We start from the raw sequence: 12,359 nt of genomic DNA on the forward strand, positions 1-12,359 counted from the left end.
AGGATAGAGCAATGCAGGACCAAGAGATTCCGTTCGAGCCGGATCTGGCCGATCTGCCGAAAGCTGAGTGGCTGTCACGCCTGATGCAAGCCGCTGAAGACCAAGGATTTTTTAAGCCCCTGGGGCGCAAGCATTTCGCAGCGCACATTCGGCGCGGCGACACGTTGGTCGTGACCTTCGAATCGGTACAGGGTATGCGCGCCCTATCAGAGCGGGCCGAGCCTTTGGGCTGGTCCATGGTGCGCGACAATGACTGGTCGCACCTGTGTATCGCGTCGGACGGTGACACGTGGTTTCGCGACCGGCACGTGATTGGTCTGTTCGATCAGCTGGTCGATGACGGTTTTTTCGACGACTTCGAAACGGTGCTGTTCTATGGGGCCGGTCCATGTGGATATGCCGCCGCTGCCTATTCCGTAGCCGCACCGGGGGCGCAGGTGCTTTTGATCCAACCCCAAGCCACGCTTGATCCGCGTGTGACGGAATGGGACGACCGATTTATCGAGATGCGGCGCACCGACTTCACATCGCGCTACGGCTACGCGCCAGACATGCTGGACGCCTGTACGCAAGCCTATGTGCTGTACGATCCGGTTGAAAGGCTGGACGCCATGCACGCCGCCCTGTTCACCCGCGCCGGTGTAACCCAATATCGCCTTCGCAATATGGGCGACACGATCCAGAGCGACTTAATGGCCATGAACGTGCTGCCTGACCTGCTTGAAATGGCCGCCGAAGGCACGCTGGATGATCTGCAATTCGCCAAGATCTATCGCGCGCGCCGCACCTATCCGGGCTATCTGCGTCGTGTTCTGGCTGCCCTCGACCGCAACGAACGGACCGAGCTGACCTACATGATGGCGCGCAACGTGGTGTCGCGTATGAAGCGGGCACCCCGGTTCCAGCGCCGCCTGGCCGAGATTGACGCACTGCGCAATGTCGCAAATGCCAGAAGTGCCGAGCCCGAGGACTAGAAACCCATGTCATGCCCATGCTAACGGCGGCGCATGACCACACTTACCATCGCCCGCCCCGACGATTGGCACCTGCATCTGCGTGACGGCGCAATGATGCGCGCCGTGCTGCCATGGACCGCGCAACATTTTGCCCGCGCCATAATCATGCCCAACCTCGTGCCTCCGGTTGTTACAGGTGCTCAAGCTGCTGCCTATCGCGATCGCATCCTGTCCGCCCTTCCCGACGGCATGGACTTTAATCCGCTGATGACGCTGTACCTGACCGAAGACACGGATGCGGATGACGTGGCCGCTGCGCACGCAAGTGGTTTGGTCAAAGCCGTCAAACTCTATCCGGCCGGGGCAACCACCAATTCCGCTTCGGGCGTCGCAAACTTCGACAAGGTGCGCCCGGTGCTGGAGCGCATAGCCGAGATTGGCCTGCCACTGTGCGTGCATGGTGAGGTCACTGACCATGATATCGACATCTTCGACCGTGAAGCGGTGTTCATCGACCGGGTTCTCGACCCAATCCGACGCACCACACCCGGCTTGCGCGTTGTCATGGAACACATCACCACGTCGAACGCGGTCGACTACGCCCGCGCACAGGATGAGAGCCTTGGGGCCACGATCACGACGCATCACCTGGTGATCAACCGCAACCACATCTTGGCCGGGGGTATCAAGCCGCACTACTACTGCCTGCCTGTTGCCAAACGGGAGGAGCACCGACTGGCGCTGCGTGCAGCCGCAACCAGTGGCGAGGCGCGGTTCTTTCTGGGTACCGACAGCGCGCCGCACACCGATGAGAACAAGCTGTTGCCATGTGGCTGTGCGGGTTGCTTCACAGCCCCCAACACGCTGCCCATACTCGCACAGGTGTTTGAGGAAGAGGATGCGCTGGACAAGCTCGAAGGCTTCACATCGCGCAACGGCCCAGCCTTCTATGGGCTACCCGCCAACGAAGACACCATTGCCCTCACCAAATCCGCCCCTACGCTGCCTGACCAAATTGACACTGACGATGGCCCGGTCACCGTCTTTGATCCCGGTTTCGATCTGACGTGGTCCGTCCAGTAACTTCCCTGTTTCAAGAAAATCCCCGCCGGAGGCTCCCGCCCCCTCCACGCAGCACAAAGCCCGAAAGCAAAGCGCCATGATCCCAACAAGCTACCCCACATCCGAAGAAATGGCCCGTCTGACGGCCCGCATGCTGCTGGAAATCAAGGCCGTGCATTTCAATGCGGCAGAGCCGTTCACGCTGGCTTCGGGCCTGCCAAGCCCGACCTATATCGACTGTCGCAAGCTGATCTCTTACCCGCGCATCCGGTCGACGCTGATGGATTTTCTCACTGTCACCGTTATGCGCAATGCGGGGTTTGAAGCGTTCGACAACATCGCGGGTGGCGAAACGGCGGGCATCCCTTTTGCTGCCTTCGTGGCCGAGCGGATGGCCCTGCCGATGACCTATGTTCGAAAAAAGCCCAAGGGATATGGCAAGGGCGCCCGGATCGAAGGGGACATGACAGATGGTCAGCGCGTTTTGCTGGTCGAGGATCTGACGACCGATGGTGGATCAAAGCTGAGCTTTGTGGATGCCATCCGTGATGCTGGGGCCACCTGCGCGCACACAGCTGTTATCTTTTACTACGGGATTTTCCCAGAGACCGAGAAGGTATTGGGTGATCATGGCGTGACGCTGCATCACCTGTGCACATGGTGGGATGTGTTGGCCGAGGCCAAGGCGTCCGGCGCGTTTGATGCGGCGACTTTGGGCGGTGTCGAGGACTTCCTGAACGACCCGCGCGGCTGGCAGGCAGCCCGGACGTAACGGAACTTTGCCGATACGGCTCCGTTTGTAGCTTTTCTACATGGTGTCTGGCTGTGGAACAGTGTGCAAAACCATGATTCTTTTGCACGGCGCCGGACAGATGTGGTATGCGTGCAGGACGCCATTGCCATATGTGGGAAAGTGTAAACCACGATTGTGGAGAATCCACCGGGTTTTCCACAGACTTGCTCCGGGTTTTCAACGCCTATGCGCTTGTGGCAAGACACCCGGAACGCGGGGACAATAAAACAACGAGCAGAGAGTGGGGCGATGAACGAGATTGCAGCAATCAATCCGACAGGGGTTGCGGTTCAGGATGCCGAGACCATGCCCCACTCGATCGAGGCCGAGCAGCAATTGCTGGGCGCGATCCTGACCAACAACGACATTTATGACCGCGTCGCATCGATCATCAATCCGACCCATTTCTATGACCCGGTGCACGCCCGCATCTTCGAGATTTCGGCGGCTCGGATCGCAAAGAACAACCTTGCCTCTCCTGTGACGCTCAAGGCGTTCATGGAGGAAGATGAGGGGCTGAAAGAGCTGGGCGGTCCGGCCTACCTTGCCCGCCTTGCCGGGGCCGCCATCAGCGCCTTTGCCGTACGCGACTATGCGCAGATGATTTATGATCTTGCCGTACGCCGCGACCTGATCCAACTGGGGCGCGACATCAGCGCCAAGGCCGCCAAGGTCGATGTCGCCTCGGAGCCCAAGGAGCAGATCGTAGAGGCCGAACAGGCGCTTTACAAGCTGGCGGAACAGGGCACATCAGAGGGTGGATTTCAAAGTTTTCTCAAAGCTGTAACGGATGCAGTTAATGTCGCCAATGCCGCGTATCAGCGGGAAGGCGGACTTGCGGGTATCTCAACTGGCCTGATCGATATGGACAAGAAGCTGGGGGGTCTGCACCCGTCTGACCTTCTGATCCTTGCGGGCCGTCCGTCGATGGGGAAAACCTCGCTCGCCACCAACATCGCCTTCAACATTGCCAAGGCCTACAAGAAAGGCCTGAAACCCGACGGCGCCGAAGGCGCGATTGAAGGCGGCGTTGTGGGCTTCTATTCGCTCGAGATGAGCGCGGAGCAGCTCGCGGCGCGTATCCTGTCCGAGGCTGCCGAAGTGCCCTCGGAAAACATTCGTCGTGGTGACATGACCGAGGCCGAGTTCCGGCGCTTCGTGGACGCAGCCAAACAGCTCGAAGCCTGCCCGCTCTATATTGACGACACTGCCGCGATCCCGATTGCCCAGCTGTCCGCGCGCGCGCGCCGGCTGAAGCGGACGCACGGGCTGGATGTGCTGATTGTTGACTACCTGCAACTGGTGCGCGGTGTGTCCGAAAACCGTGTACAGGAGATCGGCGAGATATCCATGGGCCTCAAGGCCATCGCCAAAGAGCTGAACATCCCCGTCATCGCGCTGTCGCAGCTTTCGCGTCAGGTCGAAAACCGGGAGGACAAGCGCCCGCAGCTGTCAGACCTTCGGGAATCGGGATCGATTGAGCAAGACGCCGACGTCGTCATGTTCGTGTTCCGCGAAGAGTACTACAAGGAACGTGAGAAGCCCGGCGATCACGATCTGGAAGCGATGGCCAAGTGGCAGGAAGAGATGGAGCGCCTGCATGGTCGCGCCGAAGTCATCATCGGCAAGCAGCGCCACGGACCCATCGGCACCGTCGATCTGAGCTTCGAAGGGCGCTTTACCCGTTTCGGCAACCTTGTGCAGCCCTGGCAACAGGGCGGCGGTGGCGACACCGGGTTCTGATCACAAGGACGCGCTGCGCGCGACACCAATGTTCTAGGGGCTCTGCCCCCGCCTTCGGCGTCCCCGAGGTATTTTTAGCCAGAAGAAGCTGTATGGCCGGGTTGTGATTGGACAGAGTCACGCTTGCCCGTCACAGTGACAGCATGCGCTTGCTTCTTGGTTTGTTGGTGTGTTTTGGCTCGGTCGTGCATGCGCAGGAGCGGATCGAGGTTGATGTCGAGCTGTTCCTCGCCGTTGATGTGAGCCGCTCGATGCAGCCTTACGAGCTTGAAATCCAGCGGCGTGGTTATGCAACCGCCTTACAGTCGCCTGAGGTACAGGCCGCCATCAATAGCGGTTTTCTCGGACGCATAGCGATCACCTATGTTGAATGGGCCGGGACACATGATCAGCGCATCATTGTACCTTGGACCGTTTTGGCCACGCCGGAAGATGCAGTCGCAATTGCAGGTCAGATCACAGCCCATTTTGACGATGCGATGCGCCGCACTTCGATTTCAGGCGCGTTGATGCATGCCGCTGAAAGCATTGACCGGAACGCATTTGATGGCTTGCGCAGGGTTATTGACGTGTCAGGGGACGGCCCGAACAACATGGGGCGTCCCGTCACCCTGGCCCGAGATGCCGTTCTAGCGCGGGGCATCACGATCAACGGACTGCCATTGATGACCCAAGATGACGGATTTACGTCCCGGTGGAATATTCCCGATCTTGATGCCTACTACACCGCATGTGTCATTGGCGGCACCGGTGCCTTTGTCGTGCCCGTTACGGATTGGGCGGAATTTGAGGATGCGGTGCGGCGCAAACTGGTCCTTGAAATTGCCGGACAGTCCGCGCGTCTGTGGCGTGCCCAAGCCACAGCACCCTATAACTGCCTGATCGGAGAGGAAATCTGGGAACGCAATCGCGACATCTTTGCGCTGCCTTAAGCCCATATCGCATTTTCCTCTTCACCAATGCGCGTCGTCCTGCCAAACAGCCGGTCATGACATCTGCGACCCTCTCTATCGACCTCGGCGCGCTTGTGCGCAATTGGCAATCCCTTGATGCACTCAGCGCGTGCGAAACCGGTGCGGTGGTCAAAGCCAATGGCTATGGTCTGGGTGCGCCTGTCGTGGGCCGCGCCCTTGTACGCGCTGGCGTGCGCAGCTTTTTTGTGGCCACAGCCGAAGAAGGCAACACGCTGCGCGGGGCGATTGGTCAAGGGCCAGCGATCTACGTCTTTTCCGGGCACATGGTTGGCGATACCAACGCGATCCGCGAAGCGGCGTTAACCCCGCTGCTTAACTCCGTTGACCAGATGCTGCGCCATGTCGAGGCGTTGCCGGGTGCGCCCTTCGGCATTCAACTGGACAGCGGGATGAACCGTCTGGGCATGGAGCCCGCCGAATGGTCTGCTGTACGCGACATTGCAATTGCCCAAGGTCCAGCGCTGATCATGTCGCATCTGGCCTGTGCGGATGAGCCTGATCACCCGATGAATGTAAGGCAATTGTCCGAGTTCCGTGCGATGACTGACGGTTTGGACATTCCCCGCTCTCTTGCTGCCACCGGCGGCACCATACTTGGCCCGGACTATCACTTTGACATGACGCGTCCGGGTATCGGCCTCTATGGCGGTCTGCCCTTTGCCGATGCGGCCCCGGTGGTCACGCTTGATCTGCCCGTCATTCAGGTTCGGGACGTCGTGCAGGGTGAAAGCGTCGGCTACGGCAACACTTGGACTGCCCCGCGGGACAGCCGCATCGCGACGGTCTCCGGCGGCTATGCAGACGGGCTGATCCGCGCGATGGGTCCCAAGGCGACGCTTTTTGCAAGCGACACGCCCTGCCCCGTGGTGGGCCGTGTGTCCATGGATCTGATCACGGCGGACGTTACGACACTGGATCATGATCCCACCGAATTGCAGCTTATGGGGCGTCATCAATCTGTCGACACGGTGGCTGATGCAGCCGGCACCATTGGTTATGAAATCCTGACCTCGCTTGGCCTGCGCTATCAACGGAGCCTTGTGGGATGAGCTGGATCGCAGCACTTGGACGGGCCACGCTGGGCCTTTTGGCCGCCATGGGCCGTGTGGCCATGTTCTTTGGCACGTCGGTCACCCACCTGTTGCGGCCCCCGTTTTATCCACGCGAGCTGGCCCTGGCCCTGCTGAATATCGGGTGGTTGTCCCTGCCTGTCGTCGGGTTGACGGCCATTTTCACGGGCGGCGCACTGGCGCTGCAAATCTATGCCGGCGGCGCGCGCTTCAATGCCGAGGCTGTGGTGCCCCAGATCGTTGCCATAGGCATGGTGCGCGAACTGGGTCCGGTGCTTGTCGGGCTGATGATCGCCGCACGCGTCACCTCCTCTATCGCGGCCGAGATTGCGACGATGAAAGTGACCGAGCAGATCGATGCGCTGGTCACGCTGTCGACCCATCCCATGAAATACCTGACAGTGCCGCGCGTGCTGGCTGCGACACTGGTTGTGCCGCTGTTGGTGGCCGTTGGCGATGTGATTGGCATCTTTGGTGGTTATGCGGTCGCCACGGGCACGTTGGGCTTCAACGCAGCGGCGTACATCCAGAACACGGTCGATTTCCTGCAAATGCGGGATATTACATCCAGCCTTGTGAAAGGCGCGGTGTTCGGCTGCATCGCCGCCTTGATGGGATGCTACTTCGGCATGAACTCAGGCCGGGGTGCGCAGGGCGTGGGCCGGGCGACCAAGGGGTCGGTCGAGGCCGCTGCAGTGCTGATTCTGGCCGCCAACTTCGTGCTCACGGGGGTGTTCTTTTCCGTATGACCCAGAACGCGCCCTCTTCCTTGTCCGTCACAGGCCCCGCCAGATGATCACACTCGACAACATCCATAAAAGCTTTGGCGACAACCACGTTCTGCGCGGTGTTGATCTGCATGTCGCGCGCGGCACGTCGATGGTGATCATTGGCGGCTCCGGCACCGGCAAGTCCATCGCGATCAAGACGATCCTTGGCCTTGTCACGCCCGAAAAAGGCACGATCACGGTTGATGGGCAGGATGTCAGCCAGACCGGAGATCGGGACGCCTTTCTGGCGCGGTTCGGGATGCTGTTTCAGGGGGCGGCCCTGTTCGACTCCCTGCCCGTTTGGCAGAACGTCGCCTTTCGACTGCTGCGCGGCAGCCTTGCGCGTCCGAAGGAAGAGGCGCATGAGATTGCCATTGAGAAACTGCGCCGCGTGGGGCTGACGCCGGATGTGGCGGACCGTCTGCCTGCCGAACTGTCCGGTGGGATGCAGAAACGCGTGGGGCTGGCGCGGGCCATTGCGGCAGAACCCGAGATCATCTTTTTTGATGAACCGACCACCGGCCTTGACCCGATCATGGCAGGTGTCATCAACGACCTCATCCGCGAGATCGTGACCGAGATGGGTGCGACAACAATGACGATCACCCACGACATGACGTCCGTGCGGACCATTGCGGATAACGTCGCGATGCTGCACGGGGGCAAGATCCGCTGGACAGGTCCCGTGGCCGACATTGACGGGGCGACCGATCCATACGTGGATCAGTTCATTCACGGGCGGGCAGAAGGGCCGATCGAGACCGTGCGCTGAGGCGTGTAGCGCTTGACACAGGCATTCCGGCGCGGCCACTTGCCGTCATGCATCGCTGGATCAACCTGTCCCTGCTTATCCTGTTCCCGGTCTCGTGGTTTGCGCCATTGCTCAAGGCCGGGCTACTGCCGCTTTTCAAGCTGAAAGAGATTTCCGTTCTGACCGGGCTTCAATCACTTTGGGGCACGGATGTCTTCCTTGCCCTAATCGTTGCCATCTTTGCCCTGGTGGCGCCGATGGCCAAGACCATCGGACTGGCGCTGCTGCATTGGAACATGGCCAGCCCGCGCCTTGCCCCTGCGCTGCGGATCATGGGGAAGCTGGCGATGGCCGATATTTTTCTGATCGCAATGTACATCACGGTTGCCAAAGGCATCGGTGTTGGGCGGCTGGAAGTGGCGTGGGGTCTTTACCTCTTTACCGCGTGCATTCTGGCATCGCTTTGGGTCGGTGTTCGAACTGAAAGGATTGCGTCCAAACCCATGGATTGATGCGAAACCGGAAACAATCCATATCGCGCTCTCACAAGTCACCACTTTTTGACTGTATTTTCCGACGCTTAAGGATATGCTGCCTAGATTAGTGCGTCTTCTGGGGGGAAGGCTAATGAAACAAGTAATTTTCGCAGCACAGGTTCTTGCTGCAACCATGCAACGGCTCGCGCTTTTTCTTTTCGCTGCGCTCGCACTTGGATTGATTGTCACAACTGGGATGGCTGCGGCAGGCTTTTGGCCGTGGATTGACCTTTCGGTTACTTGGAATGGCGCGCCGGTTGACCAAGCTGGGATGATTGCCCAGATCGGGCTGACTGTCCTTGCAGTTGCCTTGTGTTTTTTCCTGCCAACGAACATGCGCATCATGCAGCTTGAAAACTCGCACCGGCAATTCAGTGTTGGCGTAGATGACATCACCCGTGCCTATCACGCTGCACATCACGCGGATCGCAGCGGCACTTTTGGTCTGAGCGATGCGTTTGAAAGCACGCAGGATCGTCTGGCGTTCCTGCGCGATCATCCCGATCTGGGTATGTTGGAGCCTGAACTGCTGGAGTTGGCGGCAAAGATGTCCCATATCAGCCGGGACCTTGCCCAAGCCTATTCAGACACCAAGGTCGAACGGGCGCGGTCCTTCCTTCAGCAGCGCCAGTTCGAGATTGAGCAGTTCAACGACCGCTTGGAACAGGCCAAGGCGATCCATGGCGAGTTTTCGACCTGGATCAACCGGCTGGAACTGGAGGAGAACGTGGCACGCGCCCATCTTGAACGTCTTTTGGACGAGATGGAGCGACTGCTGCCCGAACTGAACCAACCTGCCACACCGTCAAAAGTCACCCAACTGCCCTTGCGCGCTGAATAGGGCTTGCCCGCCCACGCCGCCGCTGGCAGACCAACGCGCATGGTAAAAACCGGCACGACCTATTCCTGCTCCTCATGCGGCGCGTCCTTCTCCAAGTGGTCCGGGCGCTGTGACGGCTGTGGTGAGTGGAACACGATCAGCGAAGACACCGGCCTTTCTGCGGGCCCCAGCAGCAAGGGGCTGGGCACAAAACGGGGCAATACGGTCACCCTGACCGATCTGGCGACGCAGGAAACGCCACCACCTCGAGCCGAAAGCAAGGTGGCCGAGCTTGACCGGGTACTGGGCGGCGGTTTGGTTCCCGCTTCTGCCATTCTGGTCGGTGGCGATCCCGGCATCGGGAAATCCACCCTTCTGTTGCAAGCCGCGGCGCGTTTCGCCCGCAACGGCCTGAAAACGATCTATGTCAGCGGCGAAGAGGCAAGTGCGCAGGTCCGGATGCGTGCGGAGCGCCTTGGGCTGTCCGATGCGCCAGTACAACTGGCGGCAGATACCAACCTGCGCAACATCCTGACCACGCTCGAGGCCGAGGCGCCGGGGTTGGCCATCATCGATTCAATCCAGACCATGTGGCTCGACACTGTCGACAGTGCGCCCGGGTCGGTCAGCCAGGTTCGTGCCGCCGCACATGAACTGACGACTTTTGCCAAGCGAAAAGGCATCAGCGTCATTCTGGTTGGGCACGTGACCAAGGAAGGGCAGATTGCAGGCCCCCGCGTGGTCGAACACATGGTCGATACAGTCTTGTACTTCGAGGGCGAGCGCGGGCACCAGTTCCGCATCCTGCGCGCGGTCAAGAACCGCTTCGGCCCCGCCGACGAAATTGGCGTGTTCGAAATGACCGGCAAAGGACTGGCCGAGGTCACGAACCCGTCGGCCCTGTTCTTGTCCGAACGCGGCGAGCCGTCGCCCGGGTCCGTGGTATTTGCCGGGATCGAAGGCACCCGTCCCGTGTTGTGCGAGATGCAGGCCCTTGTCGCACCCTCCCCGCATTCCCAAGCGCGCCGGACCGTGGTGGGTTGGGATGGTGGGCGTCTTGCCATGATCCTTGCGGTCCTTGAGGCACGCTGTGGCATCCCTTTTGCCGGGCTTGATGTGTATCTGAATGTCGCAGGCGGCATGAAAATCAGCGAACCTGCTGCCGATCTGGCCGTCGCAGCCGCCCTTTTGTCTGCACGCGAGGATAGTGCATTGCCCGCAGATACAGTTGTTTTTGGGGAAATCAGCCTATCTGGCGCGCTTCGGCCTGCCCCTCAGACGGAAAACAGGTTGAAAGAAGCCCAAAAACTTGGTTTTTCGTCATCCATTGCACCCAAAGGCGGCAAAGCCCAAGGTGCACCGGGAATGACGCTGAAACGCTTCGGTGACCTGACCGGGTTTGTAGGCGACGTATTCGGCGCAGGCTAGACGCCGCACGGGCAGAACATAAGGGGCAGGACCATGGAAGGGTTCACCATCATTGACGGCGTAGTTGCCGTGGTCATCATCCTGTCGGCCCTATTGGCCTATGGGCGCGGGTTCGTGCGCGAAGCCATGGCAATTGCAGGCTGGATTGCAGCCGCCATTCTGGCATTCCTGTTTGCCCCGCGCGTGGAACCGCTGGTGCGCGAGATTCCGGTTGTGGGCGACTTCATCGCTGACAGTTGCGAGCTCAGCATTATTGGGGCCTTTGCCCTTGTCTTTGCTGTTGCGTTGATCGTGGTGTCCCTGTTCACCCCGCTTTTTTCATCGATTGTGCAACGGTCCGCTCTTGGCGGTATCGATCAGGGTCTTGGTTTTCTCTTTGGCGTGGCGCGCGGCATCCTTCTGGTTGCCATTGCGTTCTTTGTCTACGACACGGTGATCACCGGCCAGGAATTCACCATCGTTGATGAAAGCCGTTCGGCCGCCGTGTTTGGCCGCTTCACCGGGCAGATCGAAGAGCAGAACCCCGAAGAGGCGCTTGGCTGGATCACCCGCCAATACGAGAGCCTTGTGGGCGCCTGCAGCGAATAATTCGTCCCAACGAAGCGGGAATCAGACATTTCAAAGGCGCGGGCAGCACCGCCCGCACGCAATCATGGTTAAGCACGGATTAATCGCGTCGCCGTGATGCGGAGAGTGTGGGCCGCCTGCACCCCACTGGTGACTGTGGCGAAACAGCGCCCGGCTTTGGCCGTGGTTGTGACCAAAAAGCGGCAGATTTGTGGAGCGTTCTTGTCCCCAGAACACGAACACAAACTGACCCGAGGATACACCGATGTTTCTGAACCACGACGCCGCATTTGCCGACATTACGCCCATTAAAACACCGGCTGCCCCCCGCATCAGCGCAACAGTCACGGCACATACATTGCTGGAGACTGAAAAAGGATGGGCATCGGTTGACACGCTGCAGGCAGGCGACGCCGTGGCGACGCTCGACGGTGGCTTTGTCGAAATCACCGCGATCACGCGCCCCGACAGCACTGTACCGCTTGTGCATATCCCCGGCGGTGTCCTCTCGACCTGCTCCGACATCGCCTTGCCCGCAAATGCCCATGTTGCGTTGCACACCCCGGCCCGCTGGGTAGACGCCCCGGTGGTCTCTGTCCCGGTCAAGGCCCTTAGCGGCTGGTGTGGCATCCGCCCTACCCTGTTTAATGGGCCTGACCTGGCTGAGTTGCATTTCACGGACGAAGAGATGATCTATGCCCAGTCTGGTCTGCTGATCCACGCCGCACCGTCATCAGGCGACAGCTTCTTTTCCAAGCTCAATTACGGTGACACTCGCGCCATGCTGGCCCTGTCCGCTGGCAAAATTGGCCAACCGGACACGGTCGCTGCGTAATGCACGATCAATTGTGATCCTTTCGTGACAGGGGCAGTCTGTCTTGTTACACCG

At 59.8% G+C, this 12,359-nt stretch carries 13 protein-coding genes; all 13 read left to right on the plus strand.

Translation table 11 applies throughout. The features are described 5' to 3' along the window. The first annotated feature begins 11 nt into the window (after nucleotides 1-11). The 13 genes from ACZ1HN_RS16035 to ACZ1HN_RS16095 all read left to right on the plus strand — a co-directional run bounded on the left by ACZ1HN_RS16035 (nucleotide 12) and on the right by ACZ1HN_RS16095 (nucleotide 12,305). Nucleotides 12-974 (plus strand): phosphoadenosine phosphosulfate reductase, encoded by a 963-nt coding sequence (locus ACZ1HN_RS16035; RefSeq protein ID WP_472728224.1) that lies wholly within the window; start codon nucleotides 12-14, stop codon nucleotides 972-974. A 33-nt stretch (nucleotides 975-1,007) separates the two neighbouring features. Further along, nucleotides 1,008-2,039, plus strand: a complete 1,032-nt coding sequence (gene pyrC, locus ACZ1HN_RS16040; protein ID WP_472728225.1) for a dihydroorotase — start codon at nucleotides 1,008-1,010, stop codon at nucleotides 2,037-2,039. Between the two features lie 76 nt (nucleotides 2,040-2,115). Beyond that, nucleotides 2,116-2,790, plus strand: a complete 675-nt coding sequence (locus tag ACZ1HN_RS16045) for an orotate phosphoribosyltransferase (RefSeq protein ID WP_472728226.1) — start codon at nucleotides 2,116-2,118, stop codon at nucleotides 2,788-2,790. Between the two features lie 270 nt (nucleotides 2,791-3,060). Then, nucleotides 3,061-4,554: a replicative DNA helicase gene (locus tag ACZ1HN_RS16050; RefSeq protein WP_299597309.1), complete on the plus strand. Its 1,494-nt coding sequence runs from the start codon at nucleotides 3,061-3,063 to the stop codon at nucleotides 4,552-4,554. Between the two features lie 143 nt (nucleotides 4,555-4,697). Beyond that, entirely contained in the window at nucleotides 4,698-5,486 is a 789-nt protein-coding gene (locus tag ACZ1HN_RS16055) for a DUF1194 domain-containing protein (RefSeq protein ID WP_472728227.1), read from the plus strand. 56 nt (nucleotides 5,487-5,542) lie between these two features. Then, on the plus strand, nucleotides 5,543-6,577 hold the full coding sequence (gene alr / locus ACZ1HN_RS16060) for an alanine racemase (protein WP_472728228.1): 1,035 nt from the start codon (nucleotides 5,543-5,545) through the stop codon (nucleotides 6,575-6,577). Continuing rightward, complete coding sequence (locus ACZ1HN_RS16065; RefSeq protein ID WP_299200513.1) at nucleotides 6,574-7,347, plus strand: MlaE family ABC transporter permease; 774 nt, start codon at nucleotides 6,574-6,576, stop codon at nucleotides 7,345-7,347. Before alr ends, ACZ1HN_RS16065 begins: the two co-directional genes overlap by 4 nt. Before the next feature lie 43 nt (nucleotides 7,348-7,390). Then, on the plus strand, nucleotides 7,391-8,140 hold the full coding sequence (locus ACZ1HN_RS16070; protein ID WP_299597321.1) for an ABC transporter ATP-binding protein: 750 nt from the start codon (nucleotides 7,391-7,393) through the stop codon (nucleotides 8,138-8,140). Between the two features lie 47 nt (nucleotides 8,141-8,187). Further along, nucleotides 8,188-8,631: a paraquat-inducible protein A gene (locus ACZ1HN_RS16075; RefSeq protein ID WP_472728229.1), complete on the plus strand. Its 444-nt coding sequence runs from the start codon at nucleotides 8,188-8,190 to the stop codon at nucleotides 8,629-8,631. A gap of 115 nt (nucleotides 8,632-8,746) precedes the next feature. Beyond that, entirely contained in the window at nucleotides 8,747-9,496 is a 750-nt protein-coding gene (locus tag ACZ1HN_RS16080; RefSeq protein WP_299200525.1) for a DNA repair protein, read from the plus strand. 39 nt (nucleotides 9,497-9,535) lie between these two features. Further along, complete coding sequence (gene radA, locus ACZ1HN_RS16085; RefSeq protein WP_472728230.1) at nucleotides 9,536-10,903, plus strand: DNA repair protein RadA; 1,368 nt, start codon at nucleotides 9,536-9,538, stop codon at nucleotides 10,901-10,903. A gap of 33 nt (nucleotides 10,904-10,936) precedes the next feature. Continuing rightward, a complete protein-coding gene (locus ACZ1HN_RS16090) occupies nucleotides 10,937-11,491 on the plus strand; it encodes a CvpA family protein (RefSeq protein ID WP_299200529.1) in 555 nt (184 codons plus the stop codon). A 244-nt stretch (nucleotides 11,492-11,735) separates the two neighbouring features. Then, a complete protein-coding gene (locus ACZ1HN_RS16095; protein WP_472728231.1) occupies nucleotides 11,736-12,305 on the plus strand; it encodes a hypothetical protein in 570 nt (189 codons plus the stop codon). The last annotated feature ends 54 nt before the right edge of the window (nucleotides 12,306-12,359 follow it).

This window comes from Tateyamaria sp. GN1-10 (assembly GCF_055693845.1).